At 62.9% G+C, this 22,135-nt stretch carries 20 protein-coding genes and 1 riboswitch; of the genes, 5 read left to right on the top strand and 15 right to left on the bottom strand.

Features of this window, described 5'->3' with window-relative positions; translation table 11 throughout:
* The first annotated feature begins 284 nt into the window (after positions 1-284).
* Positions 285-1,007, top strand: a complete 723-nt coding sequence (locus FFM53_RS23915) for a Crp/Fnr family transcriptional regulator (protein ID WP_138390967.1) — start codon at positions 285-287, stop codon at positions 1,005-1,007.
* 32 nt (positions 1,008-1,039) lie between these two features.
* On the opposite strand, the gene FFM53_RS23910 is transcribed toward FFM53_RS23915, so the two are convergent.
* The 8 genes from FFM53_RS23910 to FFM53_RS23875 all read right to left on the bottom strand — a co-directional run bounded on the left by FFM53_RS23910 (position 1,040) and on the right by FFM53_RS23875 (position 7,776).
* Positions 1,040-1,468, bottom strand: coding sequence for a L,D-transpeptidase (locus FFM53_RS23910; RefSeq protein WP_129420337.1), 429 nt, complete (start codon positions 1,466-1,468; stop codon positions 1,040-1,042).
* Positions 1,469-1,606: 138 nt separating this feature from the next.
* Positions 1,607-1,807 (bottom strand): ECs_2282 family putative zinc-binding protein, encoded by a 201-nt coding sequence (locus FFM53_RS23905; protein WP_003540491.1) that lies wholly within the window; start codon positions 1,805-1,807, stop codon positions 1,607-1,609.
* A gap of 136 nt (positions 1,808-1,943) precedes the next feature.
* Complete coding sequence (gene cbiB, locus FFM53_RS23900; RefSeq protein WP_138390966.1) at positions 1,944-2,924, bottom strand: adenosylcobinamide-phosphate synthase CbiB; 981 nt, start codon at positions 2,922-2,924, stop codon at positions 1,944-1,946.
* The gene (locus FFM53_RS23895; RefSeq protein WP_138390965.1) at positions 2,921-4,003 is read right to left on the bottom strand and encodes a threonine-phosphate decarboxylase; all 1,083 of its coding nucleotides are present in this window, start codon (positions 4,001-4,003) and stop codon (positions 2,921-2,923) included. The genes cbiB and FFM53_RS23895 overlap by 4 nt, the downstream gene beginning before the upstream one ends.
* A complete protein-coding gene (locus FFM53_RS23890; RefSeq protein ID WP_138390964.1) occupies positions 4,000-5,307 on the bottom strand; it encodes a cobyrinic acid a,c-diamide synthase CobB in 1,308 nt (435 codons plus the stop codon). Before FFM53_RS23890 ends, FFM53_RS23895 begins: the two co-directional genes overlap by 4 nt.
* Positions 5,304-6,143 (bottom strand): uroporphyrinogen-III C-methyltransferase, encoded by an 840-nt coding sequence (gene cobA, locus FFM53_RS23885; RefSeq protein ID WP_138390963.1) that lies wholly within the window; start codon positions 6,141-6,143, stop codon positions 5,304-5,306. The genes FFM53_RS23890 and cobA overlap by 4 nt, the downstream gene beginning before the upstream one ends.
* Positions 6,144-6,332: 189 nt before the next feature.
* Positions 6,333-7,286, bottom strand: coding sequence for a nucleoside hydrolase (locus FFM53_RS23880; protein ID WP_138390962.1), 954 nt, complete (start codon positions 7,284-7,286; stop codon positions 6,333-6,335).
* A 70-nt stretch (positions 7,287-7,356) separates the two neighbouring features.
* A complete protein-coding gene (locus tag FFM53_RS23875; protein WP_138390961.1) occupies positions 7,357-7,776 on the bottom strand; it encodes a cobalamin biosynthesis protein in 420 nt (139 codons plus the stop codon).
* A gap of 100 nt (positions 7,777-7,876) precedes the next feature.
* Between FFM53_RS23875 and FFM53_RS23870 the strand changes: the two genes are divergently transcribed.
* The 3 genes from FFM53_RS23870 (at position 7,877) to FFM53_RS23860 (ending at position 9,931) form a co-directional block, all read left to right on the top strand.
* Positions 7,877-8,662 carry a TSUP family transporter gene (locus FFM53_RS23870; RefSeq protein WP_138391009.1) on the top strand — a complete coding sequence of 262 codons (786 nt, stop codon included), beginning with the start codon at positions 7,877-7,879 and terminating at the stop codon, positions 8,660-8,662.
* A 109-nt stretch (positions 8,663-8,771) separates the two neighbouring features.
* Positions 8,772-9,137, top strand: coding sequence for a nuclear transport factor 2 family protein (locus tag FFM53_RS23865; protein ID WP_138390960.1), 366 nt, complete (start codon positions 8,772-8,774; stop codon positions 9,135-9,137).
* Entirely contained in the window at positions 9,137-9,931 is a 795-nt protein-coding gene (locus tag FFM53_RS23860) for a helix-turn-helix domain-containing protein (protein WP_138390959.1), read from the top strand. Before FFM53_RS23865 ends, FFM53_RS23860 begins: the two co-directional genes overlap by 1 nt.
* A 5-nt stretch (positions 9,932-9,936) precedes the next feature.
* Here the strand turns inward: FFM53_RS23860 and cobO are convergent, their stop codons facing one another.
* The 4 genes from cobO to cobU are packed head-to-tail and all read right to left on the bottom strand — an operon-like array spanning position 9,937 to position 16,357.
* A complete protein-coding gene (gene cobO / locus FFM53_RS23855; protein WP_138390958.1) occupies positions 9,937-10,587 on the bottom strand; it encodes a cob(I)yrinic acid a,c-diamide adenosyltransferase in 651 nt (216 codons plus the stop codon).
* Between the two features lie 14 nt (positions 10,588-10,601).
* Entirely contained in the window at positions 10,602-14,789 is a 4,188-nt protein-coding gene (gene cobN / locus FFM53_RS23850; protein WP_138390957.1) for a cobaltochelatase subunit CobN, read from the bottom strand.
* A 4-nt stretch (positions 14,790-14,793) separates the two neighbouring features.
* Entirely contained in the window at positions 14,794-15,843 is a 1,050-nt protein-coding gene (gene cobW / locus FFM53_RS23845) for a cobalamin biosynthesis protein CobW (RefSeq protein ID WP_138390956.1), read from the bottom strand.
* Between the two features lie 4 nt (positions 15,844-15,847).
* Complete coding sequence (gene cobU, locus FFM53_RS23840; RefSeq protein WP_138390955.1) at positions 15,848-16,357, bottom strand: bifunctional adenosylcobinamide kinase/adenosylcobinamide-phosphate guanylyltransferase; 510 nt, start codon at positions 16,355-16,357, stop codon at positions 15,848-15,850.
* A 377-nt stretch (positions 16,358-16,734) separates the two neighbouring features.
* Positions 16,735-17,131: riboswitch (cobalamin riboswitch) on the bottom strand.
* Between the two features lie 258 nt (positions 17,132-17,389).
* Between cobU and FFM53_RS23835 the strand changes: the two genes are divergently transcribed.
* Positions 17,390-19,180 (top strand): chloride channel protein, encoded by a 1,791-nt coding sequence (locus FFM53_RS23835; RefSeq protein WP_138390954.1) that lies wholly within the window; start codon positions 17,390-17,392, stop codon positions 19,178-19,180.
* Positions 19,181-19,208: 28 nt separating this feature from the next.
* On the opposite strand, the gene FFM53_RS23830 is transcribed toward FFM53_RS23835, so the two are convergent.
* From FFM53_RS23830 to FFM53_RS23820, 3 genes are all read right to left on the bottom strand, one after another.
* On the bottom strand, positions 19,209-20,258 hold the full coding sequence (locus FFM53_RS23830; protein WP_246413057.1) for an adenylate/guanylate cyclase domain-containing protein: 1,050 nt from the start codon (positions 20,256-20,258) through the stop codon (positions 19,209-19,211).
* 378 nt (positions 20,259-20,636) lie between these two features.
* Positions 20,637-21,407: an SDR family oxidoreductase gene (locus tag FFM53_RS23825; protein WP_138390952.1), complete on the bottom strand. Its 771-nt coding sequence runs from the start codon at positions 21,405-21,407 to the stop codon at positions 20,637-20,639.
* A gap of 258 nt (positions 21,408-21,665) precedes the next feature.
* Positions 21,666-22,076, bottom strand: coding sequence for a hypothetical protein (locus FFM53_RS23820; protein ID WP_138390951.1), 411 nt, complete (start codon positions 22,074-22,076; stop codon positions 21,666-21,668).
* Positions 22,077-22,135: the final 59 nt, after the last annotated feature.

Below are 22,135 nucleotides of genomic sequence, written 5' to 3'. Positions count from 1 at the left end.
CCTTTGCCGTCACCCAGGGCGCGAGGCGATGCCGCTTCAGAAAGCCCGCCCCGCCGGCGGGGCGAAGAAGCCGTCCGAATCATAGCCGCGGACGGCCTCGTGTCGACGCAGGCGCTTCCAACAACAGCCATGGCACCGAAACTTTGATCTGGATCAAATCGCGGTCCCGGCGAAATTGATAATCATCAAGCTGCGCCGGAAGAAATCGGGATAGCCGAACCCGCAATCGCGGCGTAATCGTCTAGGGCATGCCCAGCAGGCGCGGATTTCGAAGGGATCAGGACATGGACGTCGCACGCAGTGAGGTTTTCGACGCCGGCACTCTCATCGCCTGCCGTTCCTGCCAGGCGCGGCACGGCGTCGTCTGCGGCGCGCTGTCGAGCAGCCAGCTCCGGGAGCTCGGCCGCCACTCGCTGCGCCGCAAGGTCGATGCCGGCAGCGAGATCATCGCTCAAGGCTCGGAAAGCTCTTTCTATTCGAACATCATGCGCGGGGTGGTGAAACTCTGCAAGGTGATGCCGGACGGGCGCCAGCAGATCGTCGGCCTGCAATTCGCCCCCGATTTCGTCGGCAGGCCTTTCGTGCGCGAAAGCACGCTGTCGGCCGAGGCTGCGACCGATTCCGAAATCTGCGTCTTCCCGCGCAACCTGCTCGACCGCATGATATCGGAGACGCCGGAACTGCAGCGCAGCCTGCACGATCAGGCGCTGAAGGAGCTGGATGCCGCGCGCGAATGGATGCTGACGCTCGGCCGGCGCACCGCCGAGGAGAAGGTCGCAAGCCTGCTCCACCTCATCGCCACCCACGCCGAACCACAAACGGCCACAAGCACCGCCTTCGACCTGCCGCTATCCCGCGCCGAGATCGCCGATTTCCTCGGGCTGACGATCGAAACCGTCAGCCGTCAGATGACCAGGCTGCGCAAGAGCGGCGTCATTCGCATCGAGAACTTCCGACATATCATCGTTCCAGACATGGATGAGCTGGAGCGGATGATCAGCGCATAAAAGGGATCAGCTGTCGATTTGCTGATCCGAGATCAGCGCGTAATGACCACGCGGGTATTGGCAAGGCCGGCCTGCCGCGTCAGCGAGAAGAACTGGGCAGCATTATCGGGATGCAGGCGAACACAGCCATGCGAGGCCGGCCGGCCCAGGCGCTTCAGGTCGAAGGTGGCGTGAACGGCATAACCGCCGTTGAAGAACACGGCGTAGGGCATCGGCGCATTGTCGTATTTCCTGGAGCGGTGATCGCGCGACAGCCACTTGGCGCGCCACGAACCGGTCGGCGTGACATAGCCGTTGCGCGCGGTCGAAACCTTCCAGCGATACTTGACGAAGCCGTTCTCGGAAACAGTCATCGTCTGCTTGCCGATGCTGATATTGGCGACCAGCGTTGCTGCCTGAGCGGCAACAGGAGAAAACTGCAGCAATAAACTTGCGGCCGCAGCCGCCAAAATCGTCTTCATCATAACCCCTCTTCGAACTCGCGCAGCTTAATTGCGCCCTCACGAAAGAGAGACTACGGCAATACTTATTAGATTGCTTTAATCCGAATGGTAATCACAATTTTAACGGCGCATGGCAGCAAGCGGGTCGCCGCAGGCTTACTGAAGCTTGCGCTTCGCCCCAGCCTGATTGAGCCCTTGGTAGGCCTTGTTCATCTTCTCGCGGATCGAGGCCATGGTGCCGAGATTATGGCCGCAGGCCGCACAGGTGATGATGTCGGTCTCCCGGATCTCGGGACGCTCGAACTTCATCTTGGTGCTCTTGCACTTCGGGCACGGTAATTCAACCTGAACTGTCATCGCTCTGCTTCCAATCTGATGGAGATATGAGGCGGTCGGAATAAACGTTTGAGTGGGGGCTGTCTACCGGCGGCGTGGGTGTGCTGTGTCGCACCCCCTCTCACGGCACACCCTATCCCGCGTGCACGGCGCAACCCTACAGAAAACACAGAAACAACCCGAACGTAGTACCAGCGAGCACCATGCAGCTGGCGTAAAATACCGATACGCCGTCCTCGATATCGCCTGAGGTCGCCACGTCGCGGCCGGTGTCGTTGATCATCGGCTCGCGCACGATCACGCCGTCATAGATGCGCGGGCCGGCGAGCTGGACATTCAGCGCGCCTGCCATTGCTGCCTCCGGCCTGCCGGAGTTCGGCGAACGGTGCAAGGCCCCGTCGCGCATCGCCACCCGGATCGCCTCGCGCCCGGCGCTTGTTCCCCGCCGGATCCAGGCGCCGGCGGCAATCAGCAGTATGGAGAGGCGCGCGGCCGGCCAGTTGGCGATATCGTCGAGCCGGGCGGCCGCCCAGCCGAAGTCGATGTATTTTTCCGACTTATGGCCGATCATCGAATCCGCCGTGTTCAGCATCTTGTAGGCGAAGAGCCCCGGCAGGCCGAAGACGGCATACCAGAGCGCCGGTGCGACGACGCCGTCGGAGAAATTCTCGGCAAGGCTTTCGATCGCCGCGCGGCAGACGGCTGGCTCATCCAGCGTCTCGGGATCGCGTCCGACGATGCGGGAAACGGCGGTCCGCCCGCCGGCAAGCCCCTCGTCGCGTAAGGCGACGGCGACGGCCGCGACGTGATCGGCAAGGCTTTTCTGCGCCAGGAAGATCGCCACCAGCCCGGTCTCCAGCAAGATGCCGGCAAGGCCAAACAGCGCGAAAAACCGGTTGAACACGAAGCCTGCGGCTATCGCCACCAGAAGCAGCACCAGGATGGCGGCGATACCGTTCATTCGGCGTTGCGAGCCGGTCAGGCTTGTCGGGTTGAGTTGCCGGTCGGCATAGGAGATCGCCGCGCCGAAGATGACGACGGGATGCGGCACCCGCGACCACAGCCATTGCGGATCGCCGGCGATTCGGTCGAGCAGCAGCGCCAGAAGCAGTACGAGAAGGTTTTCGTCGATCGTCATCGCTCAAATCTCTGAAGGGCTTCGCCAAGCCGCCTGTCGGCCGCCGGAACGGGCGTCAGCCCGAAACGCAGCCAATCCGGCGCATAGTCGAACTTGCGGACGAGAATATGATGGCGGCAGAGATGCGTGTAAATGTCGCCGGCTCTCGCATCGGCGACAAGGGTGAAGAGCGCTGTTCCTCCAGCCATCCGCAACCCGGCGCCCTTCAGCACCGCATGCAGACCGGCGCAACGTTCATTGATGCGGCTGCAGATAGCAGAAACATCCGATCGCAGCAGCGAACCTGCAATCGAAAGGGCCGGTCCTGAGACCGCCCAAGGTCCGAGCCAGTCTTCGAAACGCGCGAGAATATCGCCGCGCGCAATCGCGAAACCGAGCCGGAGGCCGGCAAATCCGAAGAACTTCCCGAAGGAGCGGAAGATGATGAGGTTGGAAAGCTGCGGCGCACGGGATGCAAGGCTGAGCGCCGGATCGGTATCACCGAAGGCCTCATCGACGACGAGAAGCCCGCCTGCTGCCTTCATCCTGTCGTGCAGGGCAATCAGTGTTTCGGCCGGCCATGCCCGTCCATCAGGATTGTTCGGATTGACGACGATGGCCAACCGATGTCCGGCTCCGATCGCGGCAATATCGTCTACCACATCGATGGCAAAACCGGCCGAGGCGAAGGCGCGCGCATACTCGCCATAGGTCGGCGATACCACGGCAATCTTGTTGTCCGTCACGGCAATCTTGTTGTCCGTCACGGCAACCCTGTTGTCCGTCACATCGACTCGGTCGTCCGTAACGCCAACCAGCCTACCCTCGACCAGACGTGGCAGAAGCTGGATCACCGATTGTGTGCCGGGCACTGGTAGCGGCAGAATCTCGCCGCTGCCGTAGTGGTCGCGCGCCGCGCGCCTTGCCTCATCGACGAGGTGCCTGTCCGGCAGGCGGTGCCAGGCTCGCGCCGGAATGTCAGGCAGCGCGACGGGGCACGGATTGATGCCTGTGGAAAGATCGAGCCAGTCGTGCGGCCTGCCGCCGAAGGTAGCGGCAGCCGCGGTGATGCCGCCGCCGTGGACAATCGGTGCGCTCATGCGGCGGCTCCGGCAAGATCGATCAGATGCATGTAGGAGCCTGCCACCTGGTCGCGCCTGAGACCGGCGGCACCCAGATCGGTTCCGAGCGCATCCTGCACCTGAAAAAGCCGCTTGCCCTCGCCCTCGGAGACGACGCTGGAATAGTGGAATTCATGGGCCGTCATCATCCGCGCAAAGAAGGCGCCGTCGAGGGGCACAACACGGCGATAGCCGAGATGACGCTTTCGCTCGGCATAGGTGGTGACGACGGGCAGCAGGCCGAGCATCTCGTGGCGATGCCCCTTCGCATCGATCAGGCCCTCGCCAAGCACCATGTAGCCGCCGCATTCGCCATAGATCCGGATGTCGCGCGCTGCCGCATCGAGCATGCCGGCGCGGAAATTCTGCGCCTCTGCCAGCCGCCCGGCATGCAGCTCGGGATAACCACCGGGCAGATAGATCGCATCGGCATCACCAGCCGGCGCCTCGTCGGCGAGCGGCGAGAAAAAGGAAATCGCAGCACCCCGGCGGCGCCAGCCGAGCAGCATATGCTCGTAGGAAAAGGCAAAGGCGACATCGCGCGCCACGGCGATGCGGGCACCCAGCGGCGGTAACCGGTCGATATTGGCGGCCGATGGCCGGTTAAGCCCCTGTCTGGCGATGCGCAGCAGGAATTCAAAATTGCATTCCTCGGAGACGGCATCCGCCGCATGGTCGATGAAATTGTCGAGGGTTGCATGTTCGCCGGCCTGGACGAGGCCGAGATGGCGCTCCGGCAGGGAAAGCGCCTTGTCGCTGCCGATGACGGCGATGACAGGCATACGGATAGCTTCGAGCGCCTGCCGCAGCATCGCCTCGTGCCGTTCGCTGCCGACCTTGTTGAGGATGACACCGGCAACCCGCACATCGGCACGGAAACCGGCAAAACCAGTAACCAGCGCCGCCACCGACTGCGACATGCGCGAGGCATCGACGACCAACACCACGGAAAGCCCAAGCTGGGCCGCCAGATCGGCCGCCGTTCCCTTTCCGTCGGCCGCCCCATCGAAAAGCCCCATCATCGCCTCGATGACGAGGATGCGGTCGCCGGAGCGGTGAAGGGCCGCATTGGCCGAGATCAGCTCCGGGCGCATCGCCCAGGGATCGAAATTCAGACAGAGCGTGCCACTCGCTGCCGCATGGAAGGCAGGATCGATATAGTCGGGGCCGGCCTTGCCGGGCGCGACCGCGATGCCGCGCCGGCGAAGCGCCCGGAGCAGACCGAGCGTCACCGTCGTCTTGCCGGCGCCGGAGGAAGGTGCTGCGATCAGGAGGCCGCTCATGCCCGCACCTTGCCGGACCGGCGGAATGGATCGGGCAGCAAGCGCCGCCCAGCCAGTGCACCGAGCCAATCGAGTGAAGCTCTGAGCCGCACCACCTCGCCGACGACGACTACGGCCGGCGGTTCGAGCCCTGAAGCGGCAACAGCCTCGGTCGCCTCTCCGAGCGTCGTCTCCAGCACCTGCTGCCGGCCGGTGGCGGCATTGCAGACGAAGGCGACGGGCTCGGATGGCAGCCGGCCTGCGGCGATCAGACGGGCGCTGATCTCGGCGATATGCTTCATCGCCATGTACATGACGATGACAGGCGAGCCCCGTCCGATCGCCTCCCAGTTGATCCTGTCGGGCACGATACCTGACGAATCATGGCCTGTGAGGAAGGTCACGGCATGGTTGATGTCGCGATGCGTCACCGGGATGCCGGCATAGGCGAGCCCGCCGATGCCGGCGGTGATGCCGGGCACGATGCGGAAAGGGATGTTGTGCTCGACCAGCGTCAGCGCCTCTTCGCCGCCGCGACCGAAGACGAAGGGATCGCCGCCCTTCAGCCGCAGCACTCGCTTGCCGGCGCGCGCAAGCTCCACCAGCCGCAGCGAGATGTCGCGCTGCTTCGCCGAAGGCTTGCCGCCGCGTTTGCCGGCATATTCCACCAGCGTTTCCGGCCTTGCCAGCGCCAGGCATTCCTCGTTGACCAGCGCGTCGTGAACGATGACGTCGGCCTCGGAAAGTCCCTTGGCGGCGAGCAGCGTCAGCAAGCCGGGATCACCGGGGCCGGCCCCGACGAGCCAGACGCTGCCCGGCTCAAGCGCCGGAAGATGGGAGAATGCGGCATCGATCATGTTGCTGATCTAGGCCCCGCAAAGGGCAAGGTCAACGCCGCGCCCATCACCTCACTTGAAGTTGCTGAGATGAGCATGACTCACTTTGTGAAGTGTCGGATTCAAATCCTCGGAGAACCCTCATAACGCAATGAATATATTGCAATATATCCCGAAGGCCGGCCGCGATGCTGCCGGCCTTCAAGCTAGTCAGGCTGCAAGCAGTGTATTGCGGATGAGGTCCAGGACCCTCTCCGACTCAATGCCGGTGCAGACCACCTGGCTCGGCAAGCCATCCCAAGCGCCATCAGGCGGAAAACGCCGCCCATCTGGCCTGACGATCGTCTGGCCATCGGCGATGCCGCCGCAGACGACACGCACCGCACCCGATATTGACGAGAACAGCTCCGGCACCACGACATAGACACAGGCGCAGCTGTCATGCACCATCATGCCGTCTTCAACCGCGTGCTTGTAGAAATCGATGTAGGACTGCGAGAGTGCGTCGAGCTGCTTGACCGCCTTGTCACCCCTCGCCGCCATCTCGCCGAGATAGCTGCGGCTCATCGTGGTAATCGCGGTGACGTCGAGGCCGATGACGGCCACCTTCCAGGGTGCGGTCATGACGATGTCGGCAGCCTCAGGATCACCGTGGATATTGGCCTCGGCGACCGGCGAGACATTTCCCGGCACATAGAAATTGCCGCCCATGATGACGACGTCCTTGGCCAGCGTCGCAATCTCGGGGTCTTCCTTCAGCGCCATCGCCAGATTGGTCATTCGGCCAACGGCGACGAGGCGTACTTCGCCCGGATGGGCGCGCACCGTGTCGATGATAAAGCGATGCGCCGGGCGCGGATCGAGCGGCAGGTCGATCGTCTCGGGCACATCGATATCGCCGAGGCCGTTCTCGCCATGCACCATGGCCGGCCACGGCCGCTCCGCGCGCGCGGAATCGATGGTGACGCTGGCGCCTTTGGAAACGGGTGCCGGAATATTCCATTCGCGCTTGAGGAAGAGCGCATTGCGCGTCGTCGTCTCGACCGAGGCATTACCGAAAACCGTGGTGATGCCGAGAAGCTCGATTTCGGGATGACGATGCAGGAAGAGAAGCGCCATGGCGTCGTCGACGCCAGGGTCGGTGTCATAAATGACCTTGTGCATGAGATATCCTCTAGATGTGAACCGTGAAGCTGCCGGACGGCGCCGCGAATTGGCGCCAACATAACGTCCACTAGGCTTTCTGCAACCCGCTGCGGGAAACTGCCGCTGTCGCATGTGCAGATTTGATCTTGGCGACAGCAAGCTCGGCATCCGGTCCCGCAGCTGCAAGCGCAGCGGCCTCGGCGACCCCATGGCAGCCGACGCGGGCAAAGACGATCGCAGAGGGATTCGCGAGCCGCGGCGTCTCCTCCTCCAGCCGCGGCGCGCCGAAGAAGACGGCAGGCACGGAAAAATGCGCGGCAACAGCAAGGATCGCCGGCTCCAGTCTTCGGCTGTCGATCGAGGCAATGGCTGCGAGTTCCGCCGCGCCAATACCGGCTACATCGAGCGCCTCGATCGCAAGCGCCAGCACCTCGGCAGGCGACGTCCCACGCTCGCAGCCGAGGCCGAGCACGTGGAGCCTCGCCGTATCGAAAGAGATATCGCTCATGGAAACCGTCAAATACGCCCTGCCCATGTCGTTGCAGCCATTGCAGCTTGGGACGGCAAATGCAACAAGGCCGTCCGAAATCCCTCCCCGGAATACCACCTTGCCCGATATCGCCTTCGATCTGCTTCTGCTGCTCTGCGCAGCGGCTTTCTTTGCCGGTTTCGTCGATTCTATTGCCGGCGGCGGCGGCCTCATCACCGTTCCCGTCATGCTGATCGCGGGCATTCCGCCGCTCCAGACCCTCGGCACCAACAAGGTGCAGTCCCTCTTCGGCGCCGCCTCGGCCACGATCGCCTACGCCCGCAAGGGCCATGTGCAGCTTGCGGAACAATTGCCGATGGCGCTGATGGCCATCATGGGCGGGGCGCTCGGCGCGGCACTCGCCACCATCGTTCCAGGCCAAGCGCTGCAGGCCATCATGCCGGTGCTCCTGGTGGCGATCGCCATCTTCTTCGCCGTCAAGCCGAACCTCAACGACCTCGACACGCACCGCCGCGTGACGCCCTTTACCTTCGGCCTGACGCTGGTACCTGTCATTGGCTTCTATGACGGCGTCTTCGGCCCCGGCACGGGCTCCTTCTTCATGCTGGCCTTCGTCACGCTCGCCGGCTTCGGCATGCTGAAGGCGACGGCCCACACCAAGCTTCTCAATCTCGGCTCGAATTTCGGCGCGCTGATCGTCTTCGCAAGCTTCGGGGCAATACTCTGGAAGATCGGCCTGTTGATGGGTACCTGCCAGTTCCTCGGCGCGCAGCTGGGCTCGCGGTTTGCCATGCGCATCGGCGCAAAGCTCATCAAGCCGCTGCTCGTGATCGTCTGCGTCGCCCTTGCGGTAAAGCTGCTCGCCGACCCGGCAAATCCGCTGCGTGTCTGGCTCAGCGTCTGACCGAACCCTCGACCATCTTCCATTACCTCTGGCGTAATTGATAAGATGCATCGCCTTCCCGCATGATCGAGCTGCCTGGAATTGACGGGCGATCAAAGGAGATGACTTGATGAACGACGCAAACACCAACGCAGAGCACTATCTCGCCATCTGGAATGAGACGGACGCCGCCCGCCGCCGCGCTCTCATCGCCGAGAGCTGGAGCAAAGCCGCCACCTATATCGACCCACTGATGCGCGGCGAAGGCCATGAGCAGATCAATTCGCTGGTCGAGGCCGTGCAAAGCCGCTTCCCCGGCTTCCGCTTCGCCCTGATCGGGGCGGCCGACGGCTACGGCGACAACCTGCGCTTCTCCTGGGGCCTCGGCCCGGAAAATGGTGAAGCGCTGATCAAGGGCACGGATTTCGCCGAGCTAGAAGGCGGCAAGCTGAAATCCGTCCGCGGTTTCATCGACCAATTGCCGGAAGCCGCCTGATGACGCCGACCGCCCGCTCCCTTGGAGACCATCTGCGCGAATGGCGCCAGCGCCGCCGCATGAGCCAGCTCGACCTCGCGCTGGAGGCGGAGATCTCGCAGCGGCATCTGAGCTTCATCGAGAGCGGGCGCTCGACACCGAGCCGCGACATGCTGCTGCATCTTGCCGAACGGCTCGACGTGCCCCTTCGCGATCGGAACCCGCTGCTGCTCGCGGCGGGTTTCGCTCCTGTTTTTGCCGAACGCGCGCTCGACGATCCTGCACTGGAACCGGCCCGTCGCGCCATCGACATGGTGCTGAAAGGGCACGAGCCCTTCCCAGCAATCGCCGTCGACCGCCATTGGACACTCATCGCAGCCAATGCGGCCATCGCTCCGCTGCTCTCAGCCGTTGCCGACCAGTCCCTGCTCACGCCGCCCGTCAACGTACTGCGCCTCAGCCTGCATCCACAAGGATTGGCGCCCCATATCAAAAACCTCTCCGAGTGGCGCGCCCACCTTATCGGCAGGCTGCGCCAACAGTTCTCGGCTTCGGGTGATCCAATGCTGGACAAGCTTTTGAAGGAGTTGCTGTCCTATCCAGCGCCTAAAACTGCTGGCGAGGTCCATGCCGACTATGCCGGCATCGCTGTTCCCCTTCAGCTTTCGACCAAGGCCGGCTTGCTTTCGCTGATCTCGACAACGACGGTCTTCGGCACCCCCGTCGACATCACTTTGTCGGAACTCGCGGTCGAATCCTTCTTCCCGGCAGACGACGAAACGGCCGCCATCCTGCGCAGCCTCGCGCTCAACTGACCGTCTCAGAACTCCACGCCCGGTTGACCCTTGATGCCGGAGCGGAAGGGGTGTTTGACGAGCTCCATCTCGGTTACCAGATCGGCGATTTCGATCAATTCTTCCTTCGCGTTGCGCCCCGTCAGCACGACATGCGTCATATGGGGCTTCTCGCTCTCCAGAAAGGCGACGACTTCGTTGATGTCGAGATAGTCATAGCGCAACGCGATATTGATCTCGTCGAGCAGCACCATGGAATTGCGCTCGTCGCGGATCAGTTCCTTGGCCTTTTCCCAAGCGGCGGCCGCTGCGGCGACATCGCGGGCGCGGTCCTGCGTTTCCCAGGTGAAACCCTCGCCCATCGTGTGGAACTGGCAGAGATCGGAGAAATGCTTCTCGATCAGGTCGCGCTCGCCGGTCCACATCGCGCCCTTGATGAACTGCACGACGGCTGACGGCTTGCCATGGGCGATGTGGCGGAAGATCATACCAAAGGCAGACGAGGACTTGCCCTTGCCCTTGCCGGTATGGACGATGATCAGCCCCTTGCCATCCGTCTTGGTGGCCATGATCTTGTCGCGCGCGGCTTTCTTCTTCGCCATCTTCTCGGCGTGGCGCGCGTCGTCTTTTCCGGTTTCGTTTCCCGGGATCTCGTTCTCTGGTGCTTCGTCGCTCATTGGTTCACCTCATTCTATTGTCTGGCGGCCAGGTCGAACCGGGCCGAATTGCTGCGCGGCGTCCAGAGGCTGCGGTCGATTGCTTCGCTGAGCCGCTCCCTCATCTCGTCGAATGCCGCCGGGTTCTTCTCGATCATGAAGTCACGCACGGCCGGATCGGTGACAAAGGCCTGGTAGACGGCCTCGAAATGGTGTTCGCCGACCGCGCCCGTCGTCGCCGAAAAGGCGAAGAGATAATCGACGGTGGCGGCGATCTCGGCGGCGCCCTTGTAGCCGTGGCGCATGACGCCCGCGATCCATTTCGGATTGACGACACGCCCGCGCACGACGCGGCCGATTTCCTCTTCCAGCGAGCGGATCACCGGCTTTTCCGGCCTGGAATGGTCGTTGTGATAGATCGGAGGACGCGCGCCGGCGAGCTGCTCGGCGGCGGCGGCCATGCCGCCCTCGAATTGATAGTAGTCGTCGCTATCGAGCAGATCGTGCTCGCGGTTGTCCTGGTTCTGGATAACAGCCTGCACCGAGCGCAGCCGCTCCTCGAACAAGCCGCGTTCGGCCTTGCCCTCCTCGCCGGCACCATAGGCATAGCTGCCCCAGACGAGATAGGCCTCGGCGAGATCGGCGCGCCGCTCCCAGCCCTTTTCGTCGATCAGTGCCTGCAGCCCGGCGCCATAGGCGCCGGGCTTCGAGCCGAAAACGCGGTAACCCGCCCGGCGCCTTGCCGCGACTTCGTCAAGACCGGCAGCCGCAAGCCTTGCCGCTTCGCCACGCATGCGCGTCGCGATCGGATTGTCGACCTCGTCCTCTTCAAGCGCGCCCACGGCACGGATCGCCTTGTCGAACAGCGCGATCTGCTCGGGAAAGGCGTCGCGGAAGAAGCCGGAAATGCGGAGCGTCACGTCGACCCGCGGCCGCCTGAGCATCGCCGGCGGAATGATCTCATAGCCGGTGACGCGGCGCGAGCTCATGTCCCAGAGCGGCTTGACGCCGATCAGCGCCAGGGCCTGGGCGATATCGTCGCCGCCAGTGCGCATGTTTGACGTGCCCCAGGCCGTCAACCCGAAGGAGACAGGCCATTCGCCATGATCCTGCACATAGCGGCGGACAAGCAGTTCCGCCGATTTTTTGCCGAGTTCGTAGGCGGCCGGCGTCGGCACCGCACGGCTGTCGACCGAGTAGAAATTGCGGCCCGTCGGCAGCACATCGGGCCGTCCACGCGTCGGCGCGCCGGAGGGGCCGGGTGCGACGAAGCGGCCGTCGAGGCCTTTGAGCAGGCCGACGATTTCGGCCGGGCCGCAGGCGAGGATGGAAGGTTTGAGGCGGGTTTCAATCTCGGAGACTACCAACCCGGTTTGAGACCAGAGGGCTGGGCACTCTATCTCGCCGGAGACGAACTTTGCAGCGAGCAGTTCGATGCGCTCGACGGTGTCTCCGTTGGTCCGCCATGGGGCGTCAAGAATATCTGCGAGGATATCAGGACGTGGGCCGGTCCAGACGGCGGCCATGTCACAATCGAGAGGGTCGAAGATGGAGGCACCCCCCTCTGTCCTGCCGGACATCTCCCCCACAAGGGGGGAGATCGAGGATGAGAGGCCTCGCTCAATCTCATGCGTCGAAGCTGCGGCATCTTCAAACAGTTCTTTTTCGGGAAGCCCAAGCGACTTGCCGATCTCCCCCCTTATGGGGGAGATGTCCGGCAGGACAGAGGGGGGTATCCCCCCCACGCCGCCGCCCAATCTAGCATCCGCCGCGATCGCCCGCTGCAAACTTGCATCCCCACCCTCACCCAGCCCGCGCGGCACCCGCGCCAAAGCCACGGTGAGGTCCGTCAGCAACCGCCCCTCGGGCGAAACGCCGAACACATGCAGTCCATCGCGGATCTGCATTTCCTTGAGGTCGCAGAGATAGGCGTCGAGCTTCTTCAGCGCCTCGCCCTCGCTTTCGCCCTTGGCAATCCCGGCATCCCGGTCGAGGCCGATATCGGTGACAAGATCGAGGATCTGACGGCTGAGCAGACGAATGCGGCGGGGATCGCTGCCGGAGGCCTCGTAATATTCGTCGACCAGCGCCTCCAGATCCTTCAGCGGCCCGTAGCTCTCCGCCCGCGTCAAGGGCGGCGTCAGGTGGTCAATGATGACGGCAGCACTGCGGCGCTTGGCCTGCGTACCCTCGCCCGGATCGTTGACGATGAAGGGATAGAGATGCGGCAGCGGCCCGAGGATCGCCTCGGGATAGCAGCTTTCCGACAGCGCCAGCGCCTTGCCCGGCAGCCATTCGAGATTGCCGTGTTTGCCCATATGGATGACGGCATGGGCGCCGAACGCGCGGCGCAGGAAAGCGTAGAAGGCGAGATAACCGTGCGGCGGCACGAGATCCGGCGAATGATAGCTCTCTTTCGGGTCGATATTGTAGCCGCGCGCCGGCTGGATGCCGACGAGCACATCGCCGAAACGGGCGAAAGGCAGGGCGAAGACGCCTTCGCGAAAATACGGATCATCTTCGGGATCGCCCCAGCGGGCTCTCACCTCATCCTGAATCTTATTGGGAAGAGATTCCAGGAAGCCGTTGTAGCGACTCAGGGAAAGCGTCTCGCGGATGATCTTTCCGTCGGAACCGGAATTAGTCGGCCCTTCCATCAGATGCCGTATCAGCGCGTCGCCGTCGGCCGGAATCTCGGCGGCCGGATACCCCGCCGCCCGCATAGCCTTCAGCACCTCGATGGTCCCGGCCGGCGTATCGAGTCCAACGCCGTTACCGAGCCGACCGTCGCGGTTTGGATAATTCGCCATGACGAGCGCAATGCGCCGGTCGCCGGCTGATGTCTTCCGCAGCCGCGCCCAGTTGGCGGCGAGCTCCGCCGTGTAGCGCACCCGGCCAGCATCCGGTTCGCTGGCGACAATATTCGTCTCGACGGCAGCATCGTAGCGCGCCGCCGTCTTGAAGGAGATCGCCCGCGCCAGCACCCGGCCATCGACTTCAGGCAGCGCCACGTTCATGCCCAGATCGCGCGCCGACAAGCCCTGCGAGGAAGCCGCCCATGCCTCTCTCGACGAGGCCGACAGGATCGCCTGCAGCACGATCGCCTCATTCGCCTCCAGCACCGTCGGCTGCCGGTCGGCACCGGGTGCCGAGACCGCAAAGCCGGTCGTGTTGATGACGACATCGGGTTTCAACGCCGAAAACACGCTTTCGAGAATGCCTGTCGAAACCGAATCCTTCAGGCTATAGGCAAAGACCGGCAGCGGGCGCAGGCCGAGTGTCGTCAGCGCTCCGATGAGAGCTTCTATCGGCCCCGTCTCGCCGCTCTGCACCAAGGCGCGGTAGAAGCTGATGGCGACGATGGGGGAAGATGTGGGTTCGAATCCCATCTTCTCTGCCGAGTTTGAGATACCCCCCTCTGTCCTGCCGGACATCTCCCCCACAAGGGGGGAGATCGAGGATGAGAGGTCTCGTTCCATCTCCTCGGCAGAAGATGCCGCGTCTTCAAGCGTTTCTTTTGTGGGAAGCCCAAGCGACTTGCCGATCTCCCCCCTTGTGGGGGAGATGTCCAGCAGGACAGAGGGGGGTGTCCCTAGCTCAACCGACAAACGGACAGCCACACGCGAAGACACCACGGCAGCAGAAACCAGCCGCCACTCCTCAACCCCGATCAGTCCACGCCCCGGCCACCAGATACCGGCTTTCATCAAAGGTGCCGCCGGTGCCGGCTTCTCCGTGCCTGCCAACATCGCCCCGGCATAATCGAGAAAGGCCCGCGCATTGGCATCGCCGCCCTCAATCAGATAGGCCCAGAGCGCGTTGAGATCATCGAGATCGATATTGGAGAAAGGAACCAGCCCGGCATCCGGTTTCGCATCGCCCGGCAGCACCGCAATCAGCGCCCCGGCGCGGGACGCTGCCGCATGCAGCGCTTCCAGCGCATAATGGAAATAGCTGGCGCCCCCGAGCGCCCGCACGACAATCAACTTGGCATGCCGCGCGGTGCGCTCGACATAGGTGTCGATAGACATCGGATGCTTCAGGCTCATCAGGCTGGCGAGCCGCAGCGAAGGCCCCGCCCCGCGCTCGCGATGGGCGGCCGCGATCGCGGCAAGCTCGCTGTCGGCCGCCGACAGGAACAGGATATCGCCCGGCGTCTGCCCGAGGTCGATTGCCTCCTCGCCGTCGCTGATCGTTCCCTGCTGGGCCAGAAGCAGATGCATGGGTCTATGCCAGCGCTTCGATCGCCGCCCTCACCGCGTCCTGATCCATTTCGTGCAGGCCGATGACGACAAGGCGCGTGGCGCGCTTTTCGCTTGGCGTCCAGGCGCGGTCGAAATAATGGTCGATGCGGCTGCCGACGGCCTGGATCTGGAGGCGCATCGGCTTGCCCGAGACATCGACGAAACCCTTGAGGCGCAGCACGTCATGGGCGGCAATGATGCCCTTAAGCGCTTCGACGAAGCCAGCGGGATCGGCAATGGGTCCGAGCTCGACGACGAAGCTGTCGAATTCATCATGGTCATGCGGCGCACCGTCCTCATGCTCCAGCTCGTGATGCGACTTGCGATTGGCGACATCGTCCTCTGTGCCGATGCCGAGACCGAGCAGGATACCGGCCGACACCTCGCCATTCCGCGCCTCGATCATCACGGGCTTGCGTACCGTGCGGGAGGCGACCTCGTCGCGTACCCTGATAAGACCGGCGGCATCGATCAGGTCTGTCTTGTTGAGCACGATGAGATCGGCGCAGGTCAGCTGGTCCTCGAACAGCTCCTCGATCGGGCTTTCGTGATCGAGCGATTCATCCTCGGCGCGGCGCGCATCGACGGCATCATGGTCATCGGCGAAACGGCCGGCGGCAACGGCGGCGCTGTCGACCACCGTGATGACGCCGTCGACGGTCACCTGGGTGCGAATGTCGGGCCAGTTGAAGGCGGCGACCAGCGGCTGCGGCAAAGCAAGGCCCGAAGTCTCGATGACGATATGGTCGGGCCTCTGCTCGCGCTCGAGCAGCTTCGTCATCGTCGGAATGAAGTCGTCCGCAACGGTGCAGCAGATGCAGCCATTGGTCAGCTCGATGATATCGTCCTCGGTGCAATTCTCCGCACCGCAGCCCTTCAGCACGTCGCCGTCGACGCCGAGATCGCCGAATTCGTTGATGATCAACGCAATCTTCTTGCCGCCGGCATTGGTGAGCAGGTTGCGGATCATCGTCGTCTTGCCGGCGCCGAGGAAGCCGGTGATGACGGTTGCGGGAATCTTCTGCTGGTTCATAGACTTAACCCTTCATTTTCAGCGGCAGGCCTGCCGCGATGAAATAAACTTCGGCGGCCTTCGCCGCGATCGATTGGTGCAGCCGGCCGGCATGATCGCGAAAATCCCGCGCCATGCGATTGTCGGGCACGATGCCGAGACCGACCTCATTGGAAACGAAAACGAGCCGCGCTTTCGCGGCGGGCAGGAAATCGGCAAGGGCGGCAAATTCCACCGCCGTGTTCCGCTCCTCCATCATCAGATTGGTGACCCAGAGCGTCAGGCAATCGATGAGCACGATGCGCCCCTCCCCGTCGATGGCGGAGAGCTTGCCGACGAGATCGAGCGGCTCCTCATGCGTTGTCCAGGACGGTCCGCGATCGGCCTTGTGTTGGGTGATGCGTGCCTGCATCTCCTCGTCCCAGGCACGCCCGGTCGCGACATAGTGACGGTCGAGGCCGGTCGCTGTGACGAGGGATTCGGCGAAACGGGATTTGCCGGAGCGTGCGCCGCCGAGGATGAAGGTGGCGGTCATACTCAAACGCCCCTCGGGGAGAGTGCGTAGTCGTGGCTTGCTCCGAATGCACCTTTCTCGGCTACTGAGGGTGTGACGCCCCCCTCTGTCCTGCCGGACATCTCCCCCACAAGGGGGGAGATTGAATCGCCGAGAGCTTTTCTCCAAACAATTGATGTAACACGACGGTCGTGCTGCTTGCCGATCTCCCTCCTTGTGGGGGAGATGTCCGGCAGGACAGAGGGGGGTACCCAGCATTCGACATAAGCGGCCGAAAACACTCCTCTTGCAGCGCTGCTTGGAGGCGTGGCGTGCGCCGCACCAGGCCGCGCCGAATTCAATCGTTCAGCCAAGACAACCTCCGTGCTGGCAACGGGCATATTGCCCAGGTGTGGGCTTCTCGCCCGGCACGCATGGCAGGTCTCCTGGCTCGCGGTTATCGGCCGCGATCGGGGCAGACCGGAAACCGGTCGCCCTGATCGTGCCAGCGGATCATCCTCGCCTTCCCGGCTGCATCGGTGAAAAGGTGGACGATTCGTAGACTTGAGAGGCGTCCGACCCCGGTTGATCACCATGCATATCCAGTGGCTTTTCCGGCATGTCGCCCATCCCGCCCGCCTGCATTATTGCAAGCCGCCGGCCGGAAGAGCTAGAAGCCGGATGGAAGACCCTGACCGCTCTACAGTCGCGGGGTCGGCTGTGATGAAGGCGCCCGGCTTGGGTCCGCCCCGTCACATTCCCTTTTCATCCGGAAGGGCGCAACACCGATCCGAAACCATCCGTTATGTCAGGATGGTCGGGAGACCATCCGTTGAGGGATGGTTAGGCAAGCGCAGGGGTGAAGTCAACCGGCCTTGGCGGCCGCCCGATCGCCGGTTCCGAGGTGTGGCCACCCAAACACGACTTACCCTACCTAAAATATCGTCATTTATCAGAGACTTACTTCATCGAAATTTGTTCCAACCGCCGGCTTTTCGCCGCAATTGCGTCGCAAGCGGACTGCGCGACCATCTCTGCCCTTGACCGGGCCTCTCCCCGCCTAGTTGTCTAGCCATGCTTATGAAATTGGATCGGCGCCGTTTCCGCGCGCTGCGTGTTTTCTTCGATCCGGGACGCCTGCGGGCGCTGGCCCGCCGTAGCGAGGTCGGCCTGTCGCTGGCAGGCGCCGTCGTCGGCGTCATCTCAGGTCTCGCCGTCACCGGCATGAGCTACGTCTCCAACGAGCTGCATCAGCTGGTCTTCGGCATCGCCGACAGCGAACGGTTGAGCTCGTCCGAGATCGAGAACAAGCTGCTGCTGCTCACCGCCCCGGTTATCGGCGGCGCTCTGCTCGGCCTGTTGCTTCTAGTGCTGGCGAAACGCCGCAAGAAACCGATGGTCGACCCGATCGAGGCCAATGCGCTGCATGGCGGCCGCCTGTCCTTGACCGACAGCATCATCGTTGCCGTGCAGAACCTGATCTCCAACGGTTTCGGCGCCTCGGTCGGACTGGAGGCCGGCTATACCCAGCTTGCCGCCGGGCTCGCTTCCAAATTTGGTCTGAAGCTGCAGCTTCGCCGCTCGGACCTGCGCACCCTCGTTGGCTGCGGCGCGGCGGGCGCCATCGCCGCTGCCTTCAACGCGCCGCTGACCGGCGCCTTCTATGCTTTCGAGCTGATCATCGGCACCTATACGATCGTCTCGCTGACCCCTGTCGTCGTCTCCGCCCTCGTCTCCACCCTGATCGCAAGGCTGCTCGCCGGCAGCGATTTCACCATCGATATCGGCAGCTTCGGTTCGGTCGTGCCGGCCGATTATATCCCAGCACTTCTGCTCGGCGCTTTCTGCGCCGGTGTGGGCATCCTGATCATGCAGGGCGTCGCCTTTGTCGAGGAGCTGGCGCGCAAGAGTTCGATCGCCCCACCCTTCCGCCCGGCGCTTGGCGGCATCATCGTCGGGCTGCTGGCGATGATCTCGCCTCAGGTGCTCTCGGCCGGCCACGGTGCGCTGCATCTCAACCTTTCCCGTGACGTGGCGATCCCGACGCTGATCGGCCTCTTCCTCTTGAAATCCTTCGCCTCGGCGATCTCGATCGGCTCCGGCTTCAGGGGCGGACTGTTCTTCGCCTCGCTATTCATGGGCGCCCTGCTCGGCAAGCTCTTCGCCTATTGCGGCCCCTATTTCGCCGATGCGACGCTGACGCCCGTCATCTATGCCGTGGTCGGCATGAGTTCGCTTGCCGTCGCCGTCATCGGCGGGCCGCTGACCATGACGTTCCTGGCGCTCGAAATCACCGGCGATTTTCCGATCACGGCACTGGTGCTCGCTGCCGTCATCACCTCCTCGCTCGTCGTGCGTTCGACCTTCGGCTACTCCTTCGCCACATGGCGGTTCCATCTGCGCGGAGAAAGCATCCGCAGCGCCCATGACGTCGGCTGGATCCGCAACCTGACGGTCGACAAGCTGATGCGCGCCGACGTCAAGACGGCAAGGGCGGGCATCTCTCTGGAGGAATTCAAGCAGGCCTTCCCAATCGGCTCGACCCAGCGCGTCATCCTCGTCGAGGAGAGCGACAAATATGCAGGCCTCGTGCTGGTGCCGGAGATCTACGCCAACCCGACCGACGCCCAGGACGAGGGCAAGACGCTTGCCGATTTCATCCACTACCGCAACGACTTCCTGCAGCCGCAGATGAATGCCAAGCAGGCGGCGGCGATCTTCGACAAGAGCGAAAGCGAAGCACTCGCCGTCGTCAACAACCTGATCGAACGCAAGGTGATCGGCCAGCTCAGCGAAAGCTATACGCTGCGCCGCTACAGCGAAGAACTCGACCGCCGCCGCCGCGAGGTCTCAGGCGAGATCTGAGCGCCGTCGCGCCGATCGGATCGACGCTTCAGGATACGGCGTCGGCAAGCTTGAACACGTTTACCGCTTTCGAAACCCCGCGCAACTCGAAGGATCCCAGACATTCGTTGGCGACGGCGCAAGTGACGGCGAAGCTTTCCGACATCAGAAGATGATGGCCGAGCGTGCCGCAGAGTTTTTCGAGGCGCGAGGCCTCGTTGACGGCGCTGCCGATCACCGTGAAATCAAGCCTGCCGCGTGCGCCGATATTTCCATAGAAGACCTCGCCAAGATGCAGCACGACATCGACGCCGATGTCAGGACCTCCCTCATTCCTCCGCTGACCGTTCAGCACCTTGTTGGCTTCCAGAATATTCCTTGCGGAAGCCAGTGCGGCCATGCAGGCCTTTTGCGGATCTTCAGCATCGGTCGGAAAGATCGCCAGCACGCTATCGCCCATGAACTTGAGGATCTCGCCCGAATTTTCCTCGACATGCCAGCCGATCAGCTCGAAGTGTTCATTCAGAAACCCGGCGATTTCGCCCGGCTGATAAACCTCGGTCAGCGCCGTGAAGTTTCTCAGGTCCGCAAGCAGGATCGCCGCATTGATCGCCCCTCCCTTTCCCCTCTGAATATCGCCTGCAAGGATGCGTGCACTTGTCTTGGCGCCTGTATAGACGGCGAGGATATCCGATGCGGTTTTCGTTGCCGCGATACGATAACAAGCCAGCCCCAGCGCCGGGAAGAGCTTCGCGACGATCGCCAGTTGATCATCAGAAAATCCGCCCGGCCTGTCGCTTGTGAGAGACAGACTGACCCCGCGCAGCGCAGCCTCCTTCGGAAACTCCAGCAGGCTGACCAGGTGATCCGTGCCGCCGCCATGCGCGAATTCCGCAAGCTGCGGGTAGTTATCGACACCCTCGCCCTTGGCGATGTTCCATCGACCTGACGTTTCGCCACGACCCAAAAGAAAATAGATCGGGGTCTTCTCGAAATTCAGCACTCCCGCAGTGCCATATTCGGCATTCTCGATCGTGGTCGCACCGCCGCGCACGAAATTGGCCGAGACGCCGCCATACATGGGATGAATTGACGGCATTGAAATGCTTCCCCGCCAGATCGGAAAGCCATCCGCGATCAGCCGATCGCACAATCCGGCTATCAGCTCGCCAATATGCTCAGCTGTGATTCCGTGTTCTATAAGCCACTGAATATGATTGTTAATTTCCGAACCTCCAAATGACCGACGCAGTTTATGGTCGGAAATCGGGCAAATGGACGGCGATGGCCAACCGGGGCGGCGCCAAGTCAACCAATAGTCGAGTCAGGCAGATATTTCTAGCCACTGACTCCGGCAACGACAACCACAGGGCATGCTGAAGGAATAATACCTGCCGTTGCCGTTATTGCCTGCCGACGAGAAGCGGTGGAGAGTGCGGCAGAAATGAAAGACGGTGCCGCAGCGCCTGCGGATATCTCACATCCTCACCGTCATGCCGCCGTCCACCGTCAGTACGTGGCCATTGACGAAGGAAGCGGCGTCGCTTGCCAGAAACAGCGCCGCGCCGGCGATCTCGTCCGGCCGTCCCCAGCGCTGGACCGGGATGCGCTGGCGCACGAAGGGCATCAATTCCTCGTTCGCAGCCATCGCCGCGTTCGTCTCGGTGGCAAACCAGCCGGGCGCAATTGCGTTGCTGGTGATGCCGTGCGGGCCGAATTCGACCGCCATGCCGCGCATCAGTCCGGTCAGTCCCTGCTTGGCTGCCGGATAGACGCAGTCACCGGGCATGACGACATGGCCGCTGATCGAGGTCACCGCGATCAGGCGGCCGTGATTGCGTCGCTTCATCAGCACGGCAGCGTCCCGCGACAGCGTCATCGCCGCCGCCAGGTCGGTGCGCAGCAGCTCGATGATGGAATCATCGTCGAATTCGGCCAGCGGCCGCCTGTCGCGGGCGCCGACATTGTTGATCAAAATATCGAGGCGACCATGGATCTTGTCGATATCGGCCATCGCAGCACGCTGTGCCTCGCGCTCGGCGATATCGAATGCGGCGGCCTCCGCCGTGCCGCCCGCGGCACGGATGGTCTTTACGGCGCCTTCCAGCGTCGCCGCCGTGCGTCCGTTGACGATGACATGCGCGCCGGCCTCGGCAAGGGCGCGCGCCATCTCGAAGCCCAGACCACGCCCGCCGCCGGTCACCAGCGCCACCTGACCTGCCAGTGAAAATCTGTCCAATATGCTCATGATTTTCGTCGCTCTCGACCTCGTCCATCGCTGCAATTAATGGACTCAGTCAACTAATTTGGCAATAGCAGAACGAGATGTTATGCTGTGGCATCAGGAGGTCTGGCTTGGCTCCCTCTTCTCCCCAGCGGGGTCCGAAGGACGGGTTGAGACCCGCGGCTCGACCCAGGTCGGTGGCCCAAGGGTCGGATGGTCGGCCACGTCGGTGGCGCGGAACGCCGGCCCTTGGCAATAGCGGGTATCTCGATCGAGATAAATTCACCGAACAACGTTGAATTCAAGCTCGAGGTCGAATACTCGACCATTGCCGTAGGACTCCCGGACCGTTGCCTTGTCCATTCCCACGTAGCCAGGCGCGGAGGTGTAATAGGAGACCACGCCGCCGGTTTTTATCCCATTGCATTTCGCTGCCTCGCCCTTGGCGTTCGGATAAACATCCTGAACCACGAGGTCGATCTTGCCATGGGCTGGCGGCGTCATCACGCGAACGTTCGGTGGCGTATCGGCGCTGCAGTCACGCTTCACATGCCAGGCTTGATGCAGGCGTGTGCGTTCCCCGCTGACCGCGGTGAACCGATGGCTTGCTTCTTTAATGCCGCCGGAGACGGTTGAGCAACTGGCCAACGATAAACCGAGTGCGACGGGAAAGAAGGCGGCGAACTTAAACATGCGACTGTGAACTCCTTCACTCAATGCTGCTCTCGATAACTACGCTCGGAATTCAGGGC

Source organism: Rhizobium indicum (assembly GCF_005862305.2).
Taxonomy (GTDB): Bacteria; Pseudomonadota; Alphaproteobacteria; order Rhizobiales; family Rhizobiaceae; genus Rhizobium; species Rhizobium indicum.
The sequence above is the reverse complement of the archived record's forward strand: the minus strand, read 5'-3'. Positions and strand labels throughout refer to the sequence as shown.